Origin of the sequence: Pseudoalteromonas sp. D15MCD-2 (genome assembly GCF_038562745.1) — a bacterium.
Taxonomy (GTDB): Bacteria; Pseudomonadota; Gammaproteobacteria; order Enterobacterales; family Alteromonadaceae; genus Pseudoalteromonas.
In genome coordinates this window covers 2,113,102-2,135,316 of record NZ_JBCFQE010000001.1, presented here as the reverse complement: position 1 = coordinate 2,135,316, position 22,215 = coordinate 2,113,102, and the positions used below count along the sequence as shown (strand labels likewise).

Genomic DNA, 22,215 nt, shown 5'->3' with positions numbered 1-22,215 from the left:
ATGAATATTCATGATAAAGGTGGTGCAAGTTTTGTTGGTTCGAAGGTCTTTTTAACAATAGTTTCCTTTGTGTTTTGCATTTTTGGATTATTTGCAGTTTATTTTTTTGAAGGGCACGTTAAAAATGATGTTTTGGGATCAATTGATCAAGAGTTTACTGAGACTCAAGAACGCTTAAAAGAAATCGTGACAAGTTCAATTGCCGAGTCAAAATCGGATCTCCGCTTTTTATACTCGACTCCCCCCATATCTGGCTTACCAAGAGCTGAATTTAATGATGGAATTGATCCGTACGATGGTACTACATACAACCAATGGAAAGAGCGTTTAGAAACTATCTTTATTGGTTTTATGGAGAATAATCTTGCTGTTGAGCAACTCCGTGTTATTGCTGTTACGGCCGAGGGTAAAGAGTTAATACGCGTGCAACGGGTAGGCGCATCTGTAGAGGCTGTTCCTAATTACTCATTGCAGGCAAAAAGTGGTGAGCCATATTTTTTACCAAGCTCTCAGCTTGAAACGAATCAAATTTACATGTCGCCACTTACTTTAAATAAAGAATTTGGTGAAGTGGTTTTTCCTTACCAACCAATGTTACGTTTTTCTATCCCAATATTTAGTGATAAAGGAAAACGATATGCCTTTTTAATTATGAATGTAAATGCGAATTCACTCATAAATAATCTTAAACAGACAGTGTTCGATTACTCAGAGTTAATTATTAGCAGTTCTGAAGGTGACTTTATTTACCATCCTGTAGAAGAATATCAATTTACTAGAGATTTAAACCCAGACACAACGTGGGATACTGTATATAGTCAGAAAGTTCAATATCAGGGCCTCTATACAATAACATCAAAACTTAACTCCAACTTGCAGTTTTATGTACATTCTACAAAGGTGAAAACAAGGCCTAGAAATAAGTATGGTTATATCAACTTTAATCTTTTAGTGCCTGAAAAATACATAGAAACATTAATTAATGAGAAGCGAGAAATTACTTATAGCTTCCTAGCAGCGATAGGCGTTTTTACATCTATATTACTTTTAATGTTTTACAGAAATGCGACGAGAAGTCAGTTATTAGCAGAAGCCCGCAGAGAAGCGTCTGCGATAGTTGATGGGTCTATTGATGCAATCGTTGGGTTAAATTTAGAAGGTGAGTTAACAAGTATAAATAATACGGCGGAGCGTTTGTTATCAATTTCTAAAGTGACAGCACTAGGGAAGCTAGCTAAAGATGTTGAGTTTCTCTCAAAATTACCCATCCACACCTACGTAATTGATATTCAAAGCTCTAAATCACAAATTAAAGATGAATTATCTGAACAATTTGGCGAAACAACGCTTCATTACGCTATATCTGTTAGCCCCGTTTTTTCTGAACACAATATCTTAATAGGGCTTGCTTTAATTATTAGAGATATAACAAAAGAAAAAGATGCAGAGATAAAAGTAAAACGATTAAATACCGAACTAGAAGCGAAAGTTCGAAAGCGTACTCAAGCGCTTGCAGAGGCCAAAGATGATGCTATTAAGCATAGCGATATAAAAAGTGCATTCATATCGAACATCAGTCATGAGCTTCGTACTCCACTAAATGGAGTCATTGGCACTTTAAACATTTTAAAACGCGAAGAGTTGTCTGATAAATCACGAAACCTAGTTGAAATGATGGATCTTAGTGCATCAAATTTAAATCTATTAATTAATGACATACTTGATTTATCAAAAATCGAAGCAGGTAAACTGGATCTAAATCTTAAAACAATCAATCTACAACTGTTGATTGAACGACTAGTAGAATCGAGTGCTATTCGAGCGTTTGATAAAGGGTTAAATGTATATTTAGATACCAGTAACTTAAACTGTGAACATGTTAAAACAGATCCTCTCAGACTCACCCAAATTTTAAATAACTTAATCAGTAATGCGATAAAATTTACTGACAAAGGCTATATCAAAGTCATTGTTAGTTCTGAGCGCATATCAGAAGATACACATGATTTAAAAGTGAACGTCCAAGATACGGGAATAGGGATCGCGCCTAGTACACAAGGACAATTATTTGATGCGTTTCAGCAGGCAAGTACATCAATATCAGAAAAGTTTGGGGGGACCGGACTCGGCTTGTCTATTTGTAAACAATTATGCCAATTAATGGATGGAGACATTTCTGTAAGTTCAACTTTAAATCAAGGCAGTGTTTTCACTTTCAATATTAAAGTTCGGTGCAGTGCAGAAAACATTCACGTTAATGAAAAATGCTACGAGAATAAAGCCATTTTGGTGGCGAGCAGTAATCAGAATATTTGGGAAATTTTGGATAAGACACTCAGTTTACAAGGCGGTATTGTCAGCACATGCTCTATGGCGGAGCTTGGCGTCCATAAAAACAAAGCTTTTGACTACGTATTCTTAGACTATGAAGATGATACAACGAATAATATAGGTTCAATCATTGAAGTTTTGAGCGAAAATAAACTCAGTACTCAGTTTATAACACTTCATCAACCAGGAAATCCACTCCCTAAAGGTATTGCATCAAAAGTATCTCAAATTACCAAACCGATAACCCAAACAGAGCTGGTGCAAGTAGCCGGCTACGAAGTGCCAAAAAGTGAACCATTATATCTACTTTCTGAAACCAGCGGCTTTGAACTTTCAGATGATATCACTGAGCAATTAAAAGAGTGTACGGTATTGATTGTCGATGATAACGAAATAAACATTGAGGTTGCTAAAGGCGCATTAGATGAGCTGCCAATCAATATTTTAACAGCAAGTAATGGACAAGATGTAATAGCACTTTTAAATCAGTACAACACAAATGAAAAGCAAATAAATTGCATACTAATGGATTGCCAAATGCCAATTTTAGATGGTTATCAAGTATGTGAAAAAATACGCACAGGAAAAGCAGGAGAGTCGTTTATTGATATTCCTATCATTGCAATGACTGCAAGCGCTATGGCTGGTGAAAAGGAAAAATGCTTAGCTGTGGGCATGAGTGATTATGTGAGTAAGCCAATTGAGGCAGTTAAAGTATTAGAAAAGGTCGTCAAATGGTCTTTATCAAGCTACGAGGGGCAATCTAAAGCAATTCCTCTTGCCGGAAATGAACTCAAAGAAGAAAAGCTCTGGGACCGCGAACAAGCCCTTGCACGATTATTAAATAAAGAAGTCTTACTAAACAAAATTTGTGAAGTGTTTGTTGTAAAAGCACCTATTAAAGTGCAGGAACTAATAGAGCAACACAAACAGGGGAATAGTGAAGAAGTCCGTCAAATAGCGCATGCGTTAAAAGGGATGTGTGGTGAAATAAGCGCTAACAAATTAAGAGAGTTATTCTCTGATATTGAGGTGATAGCAGAGAAAGGTAGTTTGGATATAGGCACTCAGCTAGCCTCTATTGAACAAATGATACCTAAGTTAGTAGAGGACGTTATAAAAAGTACAGTGCCTTACAAGTAAGCTCTGCTTAAGTCTTAGAGAGGCGGTGCTAATTAGGCGGGTCACTTTATATAAATTGCATAGAGCAATCCGCCGACACTAACTCTTTTTTGTCCATTGGTGGGTTATCTGCTGACTAATCTTTGCCCCTTTATGCGTTAGACCTTTTACTCATTCATACTCTATTAATATGAGTTTACCCTAGCAAAAGTTATCCACTTTCTAATACTACATGCTGTTAATCATCACGATATATAACGAAGGAGGAGGGTAAATTCGATCTATCAGTACGCATACTGTTCTGATCCAGTTAAGATGGATATGCATTATACGACATATTACTTTTCAAAGTTAACCTTTCCCCTGTCTTGAGCTGACACAGTACCAGCTCCTTGGCAATGGGGACTGTGAAGGACTGGTTAAGCTAACCGCTTCTTTGCTAAACTTAGTAAGATGTCTATTAAACGTGGGGTACTCGGTTCAATAACGCTACCTCGATGCTAAAAACTTTTTATATCTAAAAAGAGAAGTAAAGTGATCAGGTTTTTGATTTCTTTAGTATATTCAACCTAAACACAAGAAATAATCAATAGTGTCCATATTAGAGTAATTAGATAGAATAAATTCAAAGCTTTACCTTATTAATTATACAAAATCTATTTTTCTAAGAATGAACTGCTTATAAATACACGAGAACAACTGATTGACATAGATAGCCCTAAATACAATTAAAAATATGCTCTTTGGACGGCAATTTATCGTACCACCACCGATTTAACGGTGGTGGTTAAAAATTGTTACGGGTATTGTTCAAAAATTACTTTGCCGATCTCTGCGATTACCTGATCACGTTCTTTCATCGTAGTGTTACTTTTTCGAACATACATGGTAATAATCAACGGTTCATGATCCTTAGACCAAGCCATTGATATAATTCCTCTTACGCCGTAGTCACTTGCCCCAGAACGGTCTGCGATGGCCCAACCTTGCGGCAGAGAGGCTCTTAACAAGTCGTTTGCCACTTTATTGCCCTTCATCCATTGTTTAAGTTGAAGCTTAGACTCTTCGGATAATACATTCTCTAATAGAAGCTTGTTAAGACTGGATGCCATTGCATTCGTTGTCGTCGTATCTCGAATATCGTATTCGATATTTTTAGTCAACTCGGGCTCGTATCGGTCTGATCTAAGTACATCGTCTCCTATTGAGCGCATAAACTTCGTCAGCCCTTCGGGACCGCCACCTGCAGATATTGTATAGTTAGCTGCAGTATTGTCGCTATATGTTAAAGAAGCTTTACATGCTTTTCGTAAGGTTAGTTTTTTACCTACGTAATCTTCTGTTACAGGAGAGTACGTTACAATATCGCTTTTCTTGAGATAGATGGAGTCATCTAATGAGATCTTATTTTTATCGACTTTAGATAAGATATTTGCACATGCTAATGCTTTTATAGTGCTATTAAAATGAAAACGTTTATCACCATTTACAGAATTAATGTTACCTGATTCCGTATCTAAAACAGTTACTCCAATACTCCAACCTTTATCTTCAAAATATTGAACTCTTTGCTCTAAATCTGAAGCATAGGCACCGAATGAGAGCAAAAAACTAGTAGAAATAAATAATTTTGAAGATAACGATTTATTTTTAGATACGATATGTTTTTTCATTTCTAACCCTTAAAAATTAATATGGTGGTTGAATTTATATAAAATTTGGTGGTTTTATGATCCACTCTGAAATACTTGATTACCAAAGTATTTGTTAACAACTTTTTTGTAGATCACTAAGGATATAATGTTTGTTTATGAGTATAGGAACTTAAAAATACCTATAGGTTTATCAGTTTCTCTTGAATTGAGGTAAAAACGGGCTTTCAATTGATTTAATTAGATCTTGCTAATTCCGATCTCCTTGCCTTAATTGGTTTTGCAACGTTATCAGTGATGGTACTGAGAGCAGCTGTTTCACTTTAAGTACGCTAGTTATATTCCTGATTGTTTGTTCAAACTTTATCTACCCTGATACGCTTATTGTTCTAGTCCTGCCTAAAGAATATGGTAAGCCGCTTTCACGCATTCCTGACTTGGGTAGTTTTAATTGGCACGAATCACATACCCGCATCTTAGCTTGGAATGTAAACCACATAAGCACCAAATCCAGCGGTCGAGCCTGTACTGCTGACCCATACCTCGTTCGCCGGTGGTGTCGGCGGCGTGTTTATTTGGGTGGGTTTCCCGTCGAATTGCCTTCCACAAGAGCTTTAAGTTTTCAGGGATGAGGGTACATCTCCCACGCTAGTCGCGTTAATGGTAGGCGTAAACAACATAGCTAGAGTTACTGCATTGATGGTTAATCTTCTCACATACATTGAAATGAACCTGTTCATTTATAACTATTACTTATTGGTTTTTATTACGTATCACTCTAAAAACACAACAATCGTAAGGATAGACGTATCAGAGAACAATATGTTAAAACTGAACTCAGCCATAAGTTTAACTAAGAGCTAATTATGAATATCACACATCTTCCGTTGAATGCACTAAGGGCATTTCTTATCTCTGCTAAGCATTTGAACTTCACTAAAGCCGCTATCGAGCTCTGTGTCACGCAGGCGGCGATCAGTCAACAGGTTAAGATGTTGGAGCAGCAACTGGGGAAAGCGCTGTTTTATCGTCTTCCGCGAGGGTTAGCGCTGACCGATGAAGGAATGATGTTATTGCCGGTGGTTAGAAATGCGTTTGACAGTATGATCGATACGTTAGAGATGCTTGAACAAGGAATTCACCGAGAAGTGGTCTGTGTTGGTGCTGTGGGCACTTTTGCTCTGAACTGGTTGCTCCCAAGAATCAAAGACTTCAATGAACGTTTTCCCTATATCGATGTCAGAATCTCGACCAACAACAATGTGGCGGCTCCTGTGTCCGAAGGGCTGGACTTCTTTATTCGTTATGGCAAAGGCAGATGGCATGCGACCGAAGCAGAACGTTTGTTTCCAGCCCCCTTAACCGTGCTTTGCAATAAAACGATCGGCCATCAATTAGAGAAACCGCAGGATATTCTGGGCTACACTTTGCTGCGTTCATACAGCCCTGAGGAGTGGGCGTTGTGGTTTCAAAAAGCCCATATACCGCTACCTAAGTCCAAGCTCAACAGTATCACCTTTGACTCATCCATTTCGATGGTTGAAGCCGCAGTTCAGGGATTCGGAATTGCATTAGCGCCTCCCGTTATGTTTGAAAAGACACTAATGGAAAAAAAGCTTATTCAACCCTTCGATATCTTTCTCGACAGCGGCTCCTACTGGCTAACAAAACGACAAAGCCAAACTGAGACCAAAGCGCAAACGCTATTCAAGCAGTGGATCTTGGAGTATTGTTGATAGTGAGCGCGTATTAATCTGAAAACGTCCAGCTGTAAGAGTCATCTAATTACCTCTTTGATTTTGTTCATTGGAGTTCCCTTTTAACCATCGTCGCTTTCTTACGTTCTTGTTTAAGATGTAAAAAATAGTGATTGATTTAAAAAGAGAAAAATGAATGCTCCGAAATATGTAGGTATGTAAGAAAATCAGGAGCAACAGAACAATTCAGATAATATTACAACCATTGTTAAAACAAGTAACTAGATTAACTCGGATAGTAAGGGCTGAGGTAGCCAAATGATAGACTTCAGTAGAGTAAGACCACTGTTCGTTACTCTGGCGAGCGTCACTCTTAGTTTAATAGTTTTGCAATTTTCGTATAAATATTTTGTGAGTTTGTTGCAAGAACAAGCGCTAAATAGGGCTGATAGTATCGTCCATATGTTTTGGCAGTATTGTCGTGGAATGGGTTTGGCGAATGAGTGTAAAGAGTTTATTCAAACTGTAAATCAAGAAAATATCATGCTTGTTTTGGAGTTAACTGAGCGAGAAGTATTGGATTTTTATGAGTCAACCGAAGTGTTGTTTAGCGACCTCAAAAAATTGGAGTGCAAAATCGCGATAGACGATTTTGGCACTGGGCATTCTAGTCTTGCTAACCTTCAAAAATTTCAAGTCAACTACATAAAAATAGACCAAATGTTTGTTCAAGGAGTTGAAAGCAACCCTACCTCCAGGCACTTAGTTGAAAGTACGATAGAGTTAGCGAATCGACTCTCTCGAGGTTGTTGCTGAAGGTGTTGAAACGGAAGAACAGCAAGAATATTTGGCTAACTATCATGTCAAATACTTACAAGGTTTTCTTTTTTCCAAACCCATACCATTAGAAGAGTTTTTGCAAGAGTATGCTAAAAAAGAAAGGGGGCTTAAATTGGCAAGTTGTTTTAACTGACCTTATGCCTCAATGAAGGAAGTATTCAAAAGATACTTGGTATGATTGTTGAGTGTCGATATTAAGTGGCATCGCCCACCGGGCTTGGACCTCTTTGCCTATGTATTGAAAAATGTTCGCTTTGTCGATAGAGTTGCTCACTACTTAACGCGGCGTTACTGATTAAATACTCTAACGTGTTTTTGTCCAGTAACGAGTTATGCCCTTATGACTCTGCCCATACCGGAAAACTCATCTAGTCACCATAAAACATCTCACTTATTTCTTCACATAACTTGGTTCGATAGATAACTGATGATTGCAGTAGCTCGACATCTTCAGGCGATAGGAGAGGGTGTCGGGTTTTCTTGTCGAACCGTGTTGTCAATTCTTCGAATAATTGTTCATGCAGTCGCTTTATGTCGTCAAAAATTTGCTGCGATTGGGAGAATAAAAACACTTTGTCGTAGTCGCCATTTTTAAGTGAGGCTAGGTACTTTAAAAGAATGGCTTGCCGTGCTGTTTTGTTCTTGAAGGAGTGTTCGACTTCTATGGCTGCAATTGAGCCATCTAATAAGCGAACTGTGCCATCGACTGTTCGGGTCTCTGTGCTTGTATTGGCGCGTTTGAATTCGGGTTCAGTTATAAAGCTTTGCCACATGGGGGCGTAGGTGCCATCACTGTGATAATTGTGAATGCCTCTTAGCATCACAAAGGCGTTAATTAAGTTATGCATTACGTTGTTATGGTTAAACTGTAAAGCGGGGTTGGTATTGGCTCTGAAGTACACATCAATATTCATTATTTCTTCAGCGTACTTTGCAGCACTGTAGGTTGGAACATAGACGCGCCCATCGGGGCTGCGATGTGTTTTAACGAGCTTTAAAAAGCCATCACTAGTGAGTCTATTTAAATGCTCCAAGGCTAATCGGTGTGAGATGCCATAAAGCCAACTCACAAGGCCTGGTGTGATGATAGTAAATCGAATGGCAATGAGGGTTGAGAGCCTCAGGCGATTGCTAAACTTTTGATGATTGTTTGCACCTTCATAGTAGCGCATATCAATATCAAAATAGCGAGGGTATGCGAGCTGAAGTTGGCTACTGGTATTGTTGTTTTGGATGTTTTTCATTTCTAAAGACCTTGGTTGTTAGTTTGAATCTTTAACTAACAACCCACCTTGCAAATTATCGCTGTTTAGCGATTGTTTGCCGATTTTCCTACCGGGATGCTTTGTGCGCGTGCCCGGCAGAGTTGTCGCGATGATTATCGCAACAACAGGCAGCTTTCAGCTGATGTCTTCACAACGTTGTTGTTCAAACATATGGCTTAAAACGCCCGTCATCTCTGATGTTGCTCCGCAACGAGCTGACTCAACGAGCTACCGCTCTAGCGTATTAAGCCATAGCGCGAATGTACCGAGCTACGCTCTGTACTCACCGCCACAATGCCGCTTTATGAACAGGCGATGGGTGCCCCATTATCCGCCTTCATCATATCGCTTACTTTTCTATCGAAAAGGTGGTTCGCTTTTCAATTTGTACCAAATTTCAACCGAATTTCGCTAGGGCGAAACATCATCGCGGTGAGTACAGACCAGCTGTACATTCGCGCTGCTCCATGTTTCTTCGGCTTCGCCTACGGCACATTACGCGACTTATTGGTCTCATTCTGAGACGCTTTTTATTGCCTAATTTCGTTCCGAATTAGGCCAGATTTGATGTCTTTCAGACGAAAAAGTAAGTCTACTTCGTAACAAAACAAAGTAATATTGTCTGTGAATAGTGAGATAAATAGAAAAGAAGGAAGTGATAATTCAAACTGTTTGTTGCTGAGCTTCGCAGTCAAACGAGTTTGTTTTTTATCACAAAATCATTAACTTTTAAAGAGAACTCACCCACTCTAAGAGGTTATAAAATGACGACTACATCGATTAATCCTGCAACCGGTTTACCTATCAATGATGCTGATAATGGCAATTGTGTTGATATAGGTGGCAACGTATTTGGCACAGATAACAGTGATTTCTCTGATACAACAAACTGTGATTCTTTCTCTGTATTTGATGATACTGATTGGGGGATAGATATTTCTTGCGGTGGAATTGATGAGTTTTAAACACTCATTTATCTATCGCAATCGTATAGAGATTGTTATCGCACTGATTCTATTCAGTGGTGTTGGATTTACGTTTTATCAGCTTAAGACCACAGAAAATCTCGTTTGGCTAATCGTAATGAGCCTGTTTTGCACCAAATTTGTAATGGGTGCAACGGGCTACTATCTCTATGCAGAAAAGCACACACCCAGCATGAAAAAGATGCTTGAGTATGTGTTACTAAGGTTTTACTAACCTCCTATGTTTGTCCACCAAAGCGCCTTAAAGGCGCTTTTTTTTGGTTCACGGTAAAAGTCTATTACACCATAGGAAATTAAAGAAAAATCATTATATAATAATAGGTTAAAGCCATAATGGCAAAATAGGTCAAATTCATTTGTTTAAGGAGTAAAAATGAAACTATGGACCCCGTTAATTGCAATCTTTCTTTCTGGTTGTGTATCAAGTGTTAAACCTTTAAATGATTATGGTGAGTATGCACCTACTAATGCGAGCTCTGAAGAATGGTTTACAGTCTCATATTTAGCAGAAGGAGCATCTTTTGTTCAGGAATCGAGAAGGAAAGATGCTTACAAAAAAATGTATGAGCATTGTGATGGAAAATATGAACTAAGAGACAGCGTTCGTTCTGGGGGGGACAGTGCATTTATAGGTAGTGGTGAAAACATGAGTGCATTTTATAACTCAAAAGAAGTGACATTTGTATTTAGATGTGTATAGGTAAATAGTATTAGTTTTTAATAAAAATGGTTTAAAACTTACAGCCTCTGACATTTGAGGCTGTAACTGAGCTCCATTCCTTTAGTCATAATTTCAACATATGAACTTCTCAACTGTTTCCGTGCAATCATTTTGCTTTGCTTTGCTGGGCGGTATTTCTCTCCAAATTTGACCAGCAGCTATTGTTTCCTAAGCTTGAAAAAAAGCAAAAATGGTTGCTCTGTTAATTGATCTTTAGACATGTATATTGCTTTAAAGTAACTTATTGATAAAAAATTAGTTTTTAATTTAGACACGAGGATTTAACTTATTAGTATGAAAATTTAACGGCTTAAAAAAGAGTATTTAACGGATTCGAAAAGAAAAGTCCTGTGCGTAAGTCATTTTAAGTACACAAAATCAATGGTTTATATTGTTCGCTAAGTTTAAACTCCACTATATTCAAAATATGTAATTTCCCCTATTAGGCTGGAACTTGGTTTTGCTAAACTAATAATTATTGAAGATTCTTGTAAATTTGTAAGTCTTTTCCTTTTTTCTTTATCATTCCTTTCAATTGATTAAGCTTGCGTTAGAAGTGGTACGTTTAGATTTATGCCTTTTTGTTCAGATATTGTAGTGAGAAATGAGCTTTTAAGCTCAGCTTTCTCAATGAATATTAATGAGTTACGTTTATTTTTATTTGCTCTAAGCATCGTTGATTCTAGAAAACCAAACACAGATGAGTTAGTTATTTACCCTAAGACATTCTCTGAACAGTGGAATTTATCCGATAAGAACGTTCATCGTGATTTGTTTAACTCTGCAAATAGTCTTAGAAATAAAAATCTAACAGTAAATGAAAATGGAGAAGAGAAAGAAATTAAGATATTTGATTCAATAGTTTATGGAACTTCAGAGGAACATGGTGTTTGTATTACTGGAAAGTTTTCAGAAGAAATCAAAAAGTATGTTTTTGAATTCAAGTCTGGTTTTACAAGAATTAAGCTCCAACATATCTCGAACCTCAATACAGTTTTATCATTACGTGTTTACGCTTGGTTGAAACAACATCAGTTTAAATGTCAGTTCACCAAAGATGAATCGGTGCAAATACCAATAAGATTTAAATGGATGAAGGAAAAGCTAGGTATCTCAAAAAATTATAAATATTGGTCAGACTTTAATAAAAAGCTCCTTGAACCAGCTGTTGATAGAATTAACAGTCATACAGATATTGAAGTTGTATACCATAGAGTTAAGCCATCTACGACAGTTATTGGTGCTTCTTTCTTTATAAAAGGAAACCTTGAAAGCTGTATCCCAATTAGGCCGCGGCTCATGAGATATCCTAAAAAACCTGCACCTCAACAGATCTCAAGCTGGGCCTCTACTAATCTTAAATTGCTTGAAAAATATGTAGAGGAGATGAAAGAGTACAAGGAAGATTTTAGTTTGACTAAAAGGGATATAGAAAAGTGTTTTAAATATGCAGAGATTCTACAAATACGGCCCAAAGAAAAGTTTTATCGTGAACAATTAAAACTGAAAATGAAAAACTCAATGAAGCGGAATACAGTAATAGTCCTTTAGTGTTGGTGATAGCAGCAAAATGAGGAGTGGTTTAGATATTAACGAAAAACTCCTCAGAACATTTTTTGCTATTAAAGTGCAAATTTTTAAAAATTACATTTGTATTTAAGTACGGATTTCTAATTTTTCGATTTATAGTAAGACCGAGAGCCGATTTTCTTAAATTTTACTTTGCCACGATCTTGTAAGTGGCGAGCTAAAGTAGAAAATAGCCATCCTGTTTTATTGTCAGTTTTGTTTCCTTGTGGATAAGCATTTTTTGTAAGATTTAGCTGTTTTTTAATAAAGGTAGCTGGAACCCAACCTTGAGGGAAACTTTGTTCAGACTTTTTAATAAAGCTAAAAACTTGTTCTGCCATCTCATTAAACAATATCTCTATTTTGATCACTTCTTTCATGCGTTCCCCATTAAAATTCAATTTCTAACAGTTACAAAGTTAGCATACCGTATGATACTAAGATTTTAAATTTAGTAGGGAATATTAAGAATCTGTTTTGGTCCTAAGTATTCATTAGGAAAAGTTATCTGATTTACGTGTATGAAAAGAGAAATTTCAAAATAAGTTATACAAATATAATACAAAAATAATACAAATTAGAAGTTGCTAATATACAAGTGGTGCATTATATGTATTTGATATTAAAGGGGAAAAGATGGTCGGCATAGCAGGATTTGAACCTGCGACCCCTGACACCCCATGACAGTGCGCTACCAAGCTGCGCTATATGCCGACGTTGCAAGCCATAGTACGGCTTTTTTTATAAAAATCAATATCTCCGCTGTTCGATTGCCTGTTAATTGTTCAGGCAATCGGTATTAAATCAATGGGCTAGAGGTTAATCTAGCCAATCGTTGATCGTTTTGTACATAAAGTCGCGTATTAATGGCTGAGCATCGGCATTAGGGTGCAGGTTATCGTTTTGCATAAGTTCTGGACGGCCTGCAATGCTAAGCATGAAAAAGGGCATGAGCTCAGAATCTGTTTCATCGGCAATGGTTTTAAAGCTATCGGTGAAAAGTTTGGTATAACGCGGGCCATAGTTTGGTGGAATTTGTACTTCCATTACGGCGGTTTTCGCCCCAATTTTTTGGCTTTTTGCAATTAAATCACGTAAGTTAGCTTGTAGGCGTTTAATAGGGAAACCTCGTAAACCATCGTTTCCGCCAAGCTCAATGAGTACATGAGTGGGTTCAAATTCGCTTAGTAACGCGTCGAGCCGTCTTAGGGCGCCACCTGTGGTTTCACCGCTAATACTGGCGTTTACTAGGTATACAGATTGGTCTTTTTCATCGTACTTATCTTGTAACAATTTAACCCAGCCTTGCTCTTGTTTAAGTCCGTAAGCGGCGCTTAAACTGTCACCTAGAATTAAAATTGTGTTGTCAGCTGCTGCCGTAAGTGGTTTGATTACTAACAGTAAAACGAATATAAAACGTAGGATTGGATGCATCATATGTCAGCGCTTTCTCAATTAAACATCATTCAAGTTAAAGGACTTTCTAAAACGGTCACCACGGTTGAGGGCGACCTGACCATCCTCAGTGACATCAGCTTTAATGTCAAGTCGGGCGACTCAGTTGCCGTGGTAGGCACCTCAGGTTCGGGTAAGTCCACTTTATTAAGTTTATTAGCAGGCCTTGACCAATCAACGGGCGGCAGTATCCGTTTAGACGGAGCCGCATTACACGAATTAGATGAAGAAGCACGCGCAGCACTTCGCGCTGAAAAAGTAGGTTTTGTGTTTCAGTCTTTCATGCTTGTACAAAGCTTAACAGCCCTTGAAAATGTGATGCTTCCGGCTGAACTTGCAGGAAGCAAAGACGCTAAGCAACAAGCACTTGAGTTACTTGAAAAGGTAGGCTTAAGCCATCGTGTTGGTCATTACCCATCGCAATTATCTGGCGGTGAGCAGCAACGTGTAGCAATTGCTCGTGCATTTATTGGCACACCGAAAATTTTATTTGCCGATGAACCGTCAGCGAACCTTGATAGCAAAAACGGTAAGTTAATTGAGTCTTTATTATTTGAACTAAATAAAGAGCATGGCACAACACTCATTTTAGTAACCCATGATGAGCAGCTTGCACAAAAGTGTCAGCAAATTTTACATATTGAAGCAGGGCAGTTAGTAACTGTAAAAGAAAGCGAAGGAGTGCAAGCGAATGTGGGCTAAATTAGCACTAAAACTGTTTTCACGTGAGTTTAAGCGTGGCGAATTAACAGTGATCAGTGCAGCAATAGCCTTAGCTGTTCTCACTGTTTTAACACTGTCTATGGTTACCGACCGAATTGGCCAAAGTATTGAAGAAAAAAGCAGTGCCTTTATTGCCGCTGATCGCGTTTTAGCAAGTAACCATGCTTTACCTGCTGAGTTTTTAGAAAAAGCCAACCAAGATAACTTACGCACCGCTAAAATAACTTACTTCGACACCATGCTATTTGCCGGTGACGAAATGCAACTTGGCTCGGTGAAAGCGGTATCAAATACCTATCCGTTAAAAGGCGAGCTAAAAGTAAAAACCAGCCTGACTGACCAACCACAAGTAACTTCTGATATCCCAAGTCGTGGTGAAGTGTGGTTAAGTGAATCTGTGTTTTATGCGCTAAACATTAAAGTGGGCGATAAAGTAGAGCTTGGTGCTGCTACGTTTACGGCTAGTCATGTTGTAGCCGAAGAGCCAGATGCACCGTTTAATGTGTTCTCGAGCAGCCAGCGAATCTTAATTAATGAAGCAGACATTGCTGTTACAGAGGTAATTCAGCCGGGCAGTCGGGTGTTTTACCGCCAACTTTATGCTGGCGACAAAGACAACTTAGATAGCTTTTATGCTTGGTTAAAACCACAGATGAAAGAAAACCAGCGTTGGTATGGCGTTAAAGACCGCCAGTCACCTATTTCTAATAGTTTAAATCGTGCCGAAAGCTATTTATTGCTAGCTGGTTTACTTGGCATTATTTTAGCTGCTGTTGCTATTGCGGTATCGGCAAAACGGTATTGTGAGCGTCAGTACGACCCAGTTGCTATGATGAAAACGCTTGGCGGTAGCCGCGCTATGATCCGTAAGATCTATTTATTACATTTGAGCCTTGTATGTTCAATGTCGGTGATTGTTGGTTTACTGATCGGTTATGGTTTACAAGCGGTTGCAACGGATTATTTGGCACAAACCATGGGCACAGCACTGCCAAGCGCATCGGCAAAACCTTGGGTCATTGCGATTAGCACGGGTGTGATTTGTGCGGTTATGTTTTCAATTAAACCGCTACTCGATTTATTTGATATTCCGCCGCTGCGTGTACTTCGCCGTAACTTAGGCGACCGTTTATTGGTAAGTAAAGTGCACCTTACTATGTCGGCGCTTACTGTGTTTTTACTGATGTGGTTATTTAGTAACAACATCAAAATTAGTGCAATTTTGTTCCTTTCGACGGCATTTTTAATTGCGGTGATATTTGGCTTATCAAAGGTTATTTTTGGTGGTGGCCGCAAACTTGGCTTGAGTCCGGGCAATAGTTGGTCATTGGCGATTGCGTCAATTCAAAAGCGTGCCAATGTGAATGCGGTACAATTAATTAGCTTTGCTTTGGCTATCAAGTTATTACTGTTTTTAATTGTACTTAAGAACGACATGATTTCGGATTGGCAGTCTCAGCTTCCTGAAAATGCCCCTAATTCATTTTTAGTGAACATTACTGAGCAAGAGTTAGAGCCTATAACTAGCTTCTTAGCGCAAAACGATATGCCAACGTCTGATTTCTATCCGGTTGTTCGTGGCCGTGTAAACGCCGTAAATGGTGAGTTGGTTGCCCGCGAAGTATCGCAAGAAGACAACGAAAAGAAAGACGAAGAAGCCCGCTCTGGTATTGGTCGTGAGTTAAATCTAACTTGGCGTAAAGACTTACCTAATCAAAACGAGCTTATCGACGGTACATGGTTTAGTGAAGACTCAGTAGCCGAGGCATCGGTAGAAGAGTCGATGCTTGAACGCCTTGATGTAAAAATAGGCGATACGCTTACTTTCTTAATTGGTGCGCAGTCGTTTGATGCAAAAATTACCAGTGTACGTAAGGTTAATTGGACCACGCTTAAACCTAACTTCTTTATTATTTTGAGCCCTGATGTGCTAGCGAGTTTCCCGGCTACTTATATTTCATCAGTAAATGTTAAAGCAGAGAAAAAACGTGAGTTTAATGAGCTAATGCGTCAATACCCAACGGTTAACGTGATAGATGTTGAGAGCTTTATTAAACAAATTCGCTCAACCATAGAGCAAGTATCGTTAGCGATTGGCTTTGTACTAGCGATTGTGGTTGCCTGTGGCGCTTTAGTGCTTATTTCACAAGTGCAAGCAAGTTTGGGTGAGCGTATGCAAGAGATTGTTATTTTGCGAACCTTAGGTGCGAAAGGGCGCTTAATTAAAAATGCCACCTTATATGAGTTTTTACTATTAGGCGTTACCGCAGGCTTAGTCGCAGCGATTGTCAGTGACATCGCTCTGTTAATAGTGCAAAAACAGATGTTCGATTTAGCAGGTAAGTTCCACCCTCATATTTGGGTGATTGGCCCTGCAGTCGGTGGCTTATTTGTGGCATGTTTAGGTTATTTGATGATAGCCCGCACAATGCGAAAAAATACCCAAGGCTTATTACGTTCACTCGCGTAAAAGTCTCTTGAAAGTTGACTATAAAATGCTCGCAATTGCGGGCATTTTTTATGAATTGCAATTGGTTACTGGTAATTTATACAGTGCTCTGGCATTATTAACCGCAGATAATAATGATAATAGACGGTTCAGTTAGTTGGCGATTATTTTAGGGATTGATCCTGGTTCACGATTAACAGGGTACGGCGTGATAGCTCACCAAGGTGCTAAATTCACTTATTTAGGTAGTGGCTGCATTAAATTGGCCGATCACGATTTTCCGGTACGCTTAAAAATGATTTACCAAGGGATCAGTCAATTAGTAGAGCAATTCTCACCAGACAGTTTTGCTATCGAAAAAGTGTTTATGGCACACAACCCAGACTCAGCGCTTAAACTCGGTCAAGCACGTGGTGCTGCTATCGTTGGTGCTTCAATGGCAGAGCTGCCAGTTTATGAATATTCTGCTCGGCAAATTAAGCAGGCTGTTGTAGGTAATGGCGGAGCCGATAAGTCTCAAGTACAGCATATGGTTAAAAACATTTTAAAGCTGCCAGGTACCCCTCAAGCCGATGCCGCAGATGCCTTAGCAATCGCTATTTGCCATGCACATTCCGAACAAAATTTAATAAAACTTGCGGGCAGTGCGAGCAAAACCGTAAGAGGACGATTAAGGAAGTAATATGATTGGTCGATTAAATGGCTTACTTGTTGAAAAGCAGCCACCAGAAATTCTTATTGAAGTAAGTGGTGTAGGCTACGAAGTACAAATGCCCATGACTTGCTTTTATGATTTACCGGCAGTGGGTGAGCAAGCGATTATTTATACCCATTTTGTGGTACGTGAAGATGCCCAGCTATTATTTGGCTTTAACAACAAAACCGAACGCGCTTTATTTAGAGAGCTTTTAAAAGCCAATGGTGTAGGGCCAAAACTTGGTCTTGCTATTTTATCGGGTATGTCAGCGCAGCAATTCGTAAGTTGTGTTAACAATGAAGATGCAACAACACTGGTTAAACTGCCAGGTGTTGGTAAAAAAACGGCTGAGCGTTTAGTGCTCGAAATGAAAGATAGACTCAAAGATTGGGGTAATGACTTATTTACGCCATTTAGCGATAATGCCGTCATTGAGCCATCAAGTGATGATACCCTAGTGGCAAATAATGCTGCCGATGACGCTGTATCAGCACTAGTGGCATTAGGCTATAAGCTACCGCAAGCACAAAAGGCGGTTAAAACAGTGAACAAACCAGATATGACGACCGAGGTTCTAATTAAAGAAGCTCTAAAATCAATGTTGTGAGTAAACCATGATTGAAGCAGATCGCTTAATAGATGCGAGTGAACAAAGTAACGAAGACAGTGTTGATCGTGCCATACGACCAAAGCTGTTAACCGATTACACAGGCCAGCCGCATGTTAAGCAACAAATGGAAATTTTTATCGAGGCAGCTCGCCACCGTGGCGAAGCGCTGGATCATTTATTAATATTTGGTCCACCGGGTCTTGGTAAAACCACACTTGCAAATATTGTTGCCAACGAGCTTAACGTTAATATTAAAACAACGTCGGGGCCAGTACTCGAAAAAGCAGGCGATTTAGCTGCGCTTTTAACGAACCTCGAAGAAGGTGACGTACTGTTTATTGACGAAATACACCGTTTGAGCCCGCAAGTCGAAGAGATTTTGTATCCCGCAATGGAAGATTATCAGCTGGATATAATGATAGGTGAGGGCCCCGCTGCACGCTCAATCAAGCTTGATTTGCCGCCATTTACTTTAATTGGTGCAACAACTCGTGCTGGCTCACTCACCTCACCACTTAGAGACCGTTTTGGTATTGTTCAGCGATTAGAGTTTTATTCTGTTGAAGACTTATCAAAAATTGTTGCCCGCTCAGCAAGCTTTTTAGACTTAACCATGTGTGATGAAGGTGCAACCGAAATCGCCAAGCGTTCACGCGGTACACCGCGCATAGCAAACCGTCTATTACGCCGCGTTCGTGATTACACCCAAGTGAAATCAGACGGTAAAGTGAATGCCACAGTTGCAGAGCAAGCCCTCGATATGATTGATGTCGATAAAAGCGGTTTTGACTACATGGATAGAAAATACTTGCTAGCTATTATCGAAAAATTTATGGGCGGCCCCGTTGGCCTTGATAACCTAGCGGCTGCAATTGGCGAAGAAAAAGAAACCATTGAAGATGTGATAGAGCCGTTTTTAATTCAACAAGGCTTTATTCAGCGTACCCCACGCGGACGACTCGTTTCAGACATTGCTTATTTACACTTTGGGCTAACGCCTGAGAAATAACTAAAACCCCGCGGTTAGTTACAAGCTTTAAGCTATAAGTATCAAGCAGCTCGAGAGAGCTGCTTTTTTTTATCGAGATAACTTGCTTATATTAAGTAGGTGTATAGGTTTTTACCGCTTACCGCTTACCGCTTACCGCTTACCGCTTACCGCTTACCGCTTACCGCTTACCGCTTACCGCTTACCGCTTACCGCTTACCGCTTACCGCTTACCGCTTATCACTGGGTTGTTGTCTCATTTTAACATCTGTAATTCACATGCTGTTAAGTTATCGGTAGGTATTCTCATTGGCGTTTGTGTAGGCAAAAAAAAAGCCCGCATAAGGATGCGGGCAAACAACAAGTTGAAGGAAGTAATCCAGGGAACTACGGTCTACTTGAATAAGGTTTTATCCCGATTTAAGTAAACCTAGAGCAATACGAAACTTCATATTGCTAAAAACGGAGCTTGATGAAAGAAACTTTCATGAGGTTGCTAGCTCGGTATAGGTAAATAATACGCAATGATGGATTTTTCTTCAAACTAGAAAAATTTTATTTTCAGATAAAAAAAACTAATGTGAGCTAAAAATTGAATTGTTTTCTTTTTGTTCGCTTTGTAACTATTTTGTTTTTAACCTTCTGAATAAAAGGGTTTTTATAAATTTTGTGATCTTTATTCAGGATTAGTTTAAGTATTCTGTAGTAGATTTGCAAAAGTGCTTTTGGGTGTTTATGCGTAATTTATGAATAAACGTCGTGTTTTTGGCTGTTTTGGTTGCTTTTAAGAGCTATTCTAGTGACTTATTATTAAGGTGAAAATATGCGTAAATGTGTTGATAAAACCTAATGTGGCTAAAAAATAACTAAGCAAATTGCTTTTTACCGTTATTTGCCGCTAATTCACAGCAAGAGCGTTGTCAGTTTATAACTGACTAGATACACTAGATGTAACTTTTGGCCATGATTGTGGTCAATAAATGCAAGTGTAAAAAATATAACAAATTACATAGAAATCTATTTTAGGAGTTTAACGTGGGATCAGGGCTTAACTTTTTAGATCTTATTCTAGAAGCCAGTGTACTTGTCCAGCTAGTAATGTTGGCATTAGTCGGTATGTCGGTAATGTCATGGGCAATTATTTTTCAACGTAAAAAAGCGATTTCTGATGCACTTAATGGCGCTAAGCGTTTTGAGCAAAAGTTTTGGTCAGGTATTGATTTAAGTAAATTATATAACGAAGTATCTGCTCGTCCTGGTGGTGCATCAGGTGTTGAAGCATTATTCGTTGCAGGATTTAAAGAGTTTGCACGTCATAAGAAAAATACATTTCAAAGTGCAGGCATCGTAATGGAAGGCACACATCGTTCAATGCGAGTTGCGCTATCGCGCGAAGTTGAAAAGCTTGAGTCTAGTTTATCGTTTTTAGCAACAGTGGGTTCAATTAGTCCTTACATCGGTCTGTTTGGTACGGTATGGGGTATCATGAACGCATTCATCGCGTTAGGTGAAGTTAAACAAGCAACGCTACAAATGGTAGCGCCAGGTATTGCCGAAGCGCTGATTGCAACTGCAATGGGCTTATTTGCTGCAATCCCTGCTGTAATTGCTTACAACCGTTTTGCCAATAAAGTAGAAAAGCTTGAAGGTAATTACATTAACTTCATGGAAGAATTCGCCAATATTTTACACCGCCAAGCAGCTGCGCAAATAGAGGCTAAAGCGAATGTATCAGCGTAAGAAACGTCGCCCTGTAGGTGAAATAAACGTAGTACCTTACATTGATGTAATGTTGGTACTACTAATTATATTTATGGCAACTGCGCCACTTATTACCCATGGCGTAAAAGTGGACTTGCCGAAAATGGAAGAATCGGATTTAGTTGATACTAAAGATACACCGCCTATCATTGCGTCAATTGATGCTGAAGGTAAGTACTATGTAAGTATTGGTACTGACCCAGAAGCACCAATGGAAGCGTTGGATGTTGCGGCGGTAATTAAACTTCAACTGCAAAAAAATCCAGATACACCTGTGATGATTAAAGGTTCTGGCCGTGTTTCTTATCAAGAAGTACTGCTGCTTATGGACTTTTTGAAAAATGCTGGTGTGCCTTCAGTGGGTCTTATGACCGAATCATTCGAGGGGACGAAAGGCTAGTATGGGTGCATCAGTAGTAAAATCGGTTCTTTTGCACCTTGCAATAGCAGGTTTATTAGTAGCAACAGCTAATTTTCATATGCCAGCGCCTAAGGTGATGGAAGTAACGCTGAACCCTGCTTTACCAGAGCCTGAAAAAGCCGTTGCCGCAGTAACGGTTGATCAGCAAAAGGTTGAGCAGAAAATTGCCGAGCTTAAAAAGCAAGAAGAAGCAAAAAAACGAGCCGAAGCAAAACGTATTCGTGACCTTGAGCGCCGTGCAAATGATGCACGTAAGCAACGTGAAGCTGAAGACAGACGCCTTAAAAAGCTAGAGCAGCAACGCCGCGCGAAAGAGAAAGAAAAAGCAGAAGCAGAAGCACAAGCGAAGAAAGCACGTGAAATTCAAGAGAAAGAACGAGCTAAAGCGCAACAGGCTGAAAAGCAAAAGCAAGAAGCTGAAGCCGCAGCGAAAGCTGCAGCTGAAAAACGTAAAGCTGAAGAAGAAGCGTTAAAGAAAGCGGAAGAAGAGCGTAAGCGTAAAGCTGCCGAAGCTGAAGCTGAACGTAAACGCAAAGAAGCTGAAGCAGAACGTAAACGCCAGCAAGCATTGCAAGAGCAAATGCTACAAGAACAATTAGCTGCTGAGCAGGCTGCACGTAATAAAGTGCGCCAGCAACAAGTAGTGGGCGAAGTTGAAAAATATAAAGCGTTAATTATGGCGCGCATTCAACAAAACTTCTTAAAAGATGAGAAGATGAAAGGTAAAGAATGTCGTCTTAATATTCGTCTTGGTTTTAATGGCTTAGTGACTCAAGTAAAATCACTGGGCGGAGATACCTTGGTATGCGAAGCTGCAATGCGCGCGGTGCGTATGGCAGACACACTACCAGTATCACCAGACCGTGAAGTATTTGAGCAACTTAAAAATATTAATTTAACAATAGCGCCTCAATTTTAAAGGAATGAT

At 39.2% G+C, this 22,215-nt stretch carries 19 protein-coding genes, 1 tRNA gene and 1 pseudogene; 16 read left to right on the top strand and 5 right to left on the bottom strand.

Features of this window, described 5'->3' with window-relative positions; all coding sequences use genetic code 11:
• Positions 1 to 3,474: an ATP-binding protein gene (locus AADY36_RS09725; protein WP_342408906.1), complete on the top strand. Its 3,474-nt coding sequence runs from the start codon at positions 1 to 3 to the stop codon at positions 3,472 to 3,474.
• Between the two features lie 776 nt (positions 3,475 to 4,250).
• Here the strand turns inward: AADY36_RS09725 and bla are convergent.
• Entirely contained in the window at positions 4,251 to 5,126 is an 876-nt protein-coding gene (gene bla, locus AADY36_RS09720; protein WP_124007622.1) for a class A beta-lactamase, read from the bottom strand.
• A gap of 845 nt (positions 5,127 to 5,971) precedes the next feature.
• On the opposite strand from bla, the gene AADY36_RS09715 reads away from it, so the two are divergent.
• Complete coding sequence (locus AADY36_RS09715) at positions 5,972 to 6,841, top strand: LysR family transcriptional regulator (RefSeq protein ID WP_285221304.1); 870 nt, start codon at positions 5,972 to 5,974, stop codon at positions 6,839 to 6,841.
• A 279-nt stretch (positions 6,842 to 7,120) separates the two neighbouring features.
• A pseudogene (locus AADY36_RS09710) lies at positions 7,121 to 7,775 on the top strand (EAL domain-containing protein).
• A gap of 235 nt (positions 7,776 to 8,010) precedes the next feature.
• Here the strand turns inward: AADY36_RS09710 and AADY36_RS09705 are convergent.
• Positions 8,011 to 8,886: a hypothetical protein gene (locus tag AADY36_RS09705; protein WP_342408904.1), complete on the bottom strand. Its 876-nt coding sequence runs from the start codon at positions 8,884 to 8,886 to the stop codon at positions 8,011 to 8,013.
• A 785-nt stretch (positions 8,887 to 9,671) separates the two neighbouring features.
• On the opposite strand from AADY36_RS09705, the gene AADY36_RS09700 reads away from it, so the two are divergent.
• The 4 genes from AADY36_RS09700 (at position 9,672) to AADY36_RS09685 (ending at position 12,165) form a co-directional block, all read left to right on the top strand.
• Complete coding sequence (locus AADY36_RS09700) at positions 9,672 to 9,872, top strand: hypothetical protein (protein ID WP_054562581.1); 201 nt, start codon at positions 9,672 to 9,674, stop codon at positions 9,870 to 9,872.
• A complete protein-coding gene (locus tag AADY36_RS09695) occupies positions 9,862 to 10,107 on the top strand; it encodes a hypothetical protein (protein ID WP_055022469.1) in 246 nt (81 codons plus the stop codon). The genes AADY36_RS09700 and AADY36_RS09695 overlap by 11 nt, the downstream gene beginning before the upstream one ends.
• Before the next feature lie 159 nt (positions 10,108 to 10,266).
• Positions 10,267 to 10,593 carry a hypothetical protein gene (locus tag AADY36_RS09690; RefSeq protein WP_342408903.1) on the top strand — a complete coding sequence of 109 codons (327 nt, stop codon included), beginning with the start codon at positions 10,267 to 10,269 and terminating at the stop codon, positions 10,591 to 10,593.
• A gap of 594 nt (positions 10,594 to 11,187) precedes the next feature.
• Positions 11,188 to 12,165, top strand: a complete 978-nt coding sequence (locus tag AADY36_RS09685) for a replication initiation protein (protein WP_342408902.1) — start codon at positions 11,188 to 11,190, stop codon at positions 12,163 to 12,165.
• A gap of 119 nt (positions 12,166 to 12,284) precedes the next feature.
• On the opposite strand, the gene AADY36_RS09680 is transcribed toward AADY36_RS09685, so the two are convergent.
• The 3 genes from AADY36_RS09680 to AADY36_RS09670 form a co-directional block, all read right to left on the bottom strand.
• Positions 12,285 to 12,563, bottom strand: a complete 279-nt coding sequence (locus AADY36_RS09680; RefSeq protein WP_342408901.1) for a hypothetical protein — start codon at positions 12,561 to 12,563, stop codon at positions 12,285 to 12,287.
• A gap of 257 nt (positions 12,564 to 12,820) precedes the next feature.
• Positions 12,821 to 12,897: transfer RNA gene (locus tag AADY36_RS09675), tRNA-Pro, on the bottom strand.
• Positions 12,898 to 13,002: 105 nt separating this feature from the next.
• The gene (locus AADY36_RS09670) at positions 13,003 to 13,620 is read right to left on the bottom strand and encodes an arylesterase (protein WP_054553006.1); all 618 of its coding nucleotides are present in this window, start codon (positions 13,618 to 13,620) and stop codon (positions 13,003 to 13,005) included.
• Here AADY36_RS09670 and AADY36_RS09665 point away from each other — a divergent pair, their 5' ends adjacent.
• The 9 genes from AADY36_RS09665 to tolA all read left to right on the top strand — a co-directional run bounded on the left by AADY36_RS09665 (position 13,621) and on the right by tolA (position 22,206).
• Complete coding sequence (locus AADY36_RS09665) at positions 13,621 to 14,340, top strand: ABC transporter ATP-binding protein (RefSeq protein WP_342408900.1); 720 nt, start codon at positions 13,621 to 13,623, stop codon at positions 14,338 to 14,340.
• Entirely contained in the window at positions 14,330 to 16,831 is a 2,502-nt protein-coding gene (locus AADY36_RS09660) for an ABC transporter permease (RefSeq protein WP_342408899.1), read from the top strand. Before AADY36_RS09665 ends, AADY36_RS09660 begins: the two co-directional genes overlap by 11 nt.
• A 136-nt stretch (positions 16,832 to 16,967) precedes the next feature.
• A complete protein-coding gene (gene ruvC, locus AADY36_RS09655) occupies positions 16,968 to 17,492 on the top strand; it encodes a crossover junction endodeoxyribonuclease RuvC (protein ID WP_054561285.1) in 525 nt (174 codons plus the stop codon).
• Position 17,493: 1 nt separating this feature from the next.
• Positions 17,494 to 18,114 (top strand): Holliday junction branch migration protein RuvA, encoded by a 621-nt coding sequence (ruvA, locus tag AADY36_RS09650; RefSeq protein WP_274167852.1) that lies wholly within the window; start codon positions 17,494 to 17,496, stop codon positions 18,112 to 18,114.
• A gap of 7 nt (positions 18,115 to 18,121) precedes the next feature.
• Positions 18,122 to 19,126, top strand: a complete 1,005-nt coding sequence (gene ruvB, locus AADY36_RS09645) for a Holliday junction branch migration DNA helicase RuvB (protein ID WP_054553011.1) — start codon at positions 18,122 to 18,124, stop codon at positions 19,124 to 19,126.
• Between the two features lie 82 nt (positions 19,127 to 19,208).
• Positions 19,209 to 19,370, top strand: a complete 162-nt coding sequence (locus AADY36_RS09640; protein ID WP_342408898.1) for a hypothetical protein — start codon at positions 19,209 to 19,211, stop codon at positions 19,368 to 19,370.
• A gap of 770 nt (positions 19,371 to 20,140) precedes the next feature.
• On the top strand, positions 20,141 to 20,845 hold the full coding sequence (tolQ, locus tag AADY36_RS09635; protein ID WP_054561288.1) for a protein TolQ: 705 nt from the start codon (positions 20,141 to 20,143) through the stop codon (positions 20,843 to 20,845).
• Positions 20,832 to 21,266, top strand: coding sequence for a protein TolR (gene tolR / locus AADY36_RS09630; protein ID WP_054561289.1), 435 nt, complete (start codon positions 20,832 to 20,834; stop codon positions 21,264 to 21,266). Before tolQ ends, tolR begins: the two co-directional genes overlap by 14 nt.
• 1 nt (position 21,267) lies before the next feature.
• Entirely contained in the window at positions 21,268 to 22,206 is a 939-nt protein-coding gene (tolA, locus tag AADY36_RS09625) for a cell envelope integrity protein TolA (RefSeq protein WP_054561290.1), read from the top strand.
• The last annotated feature ends 9 nt before the right edge of the window (positions 22,207 to 22,215 follow it).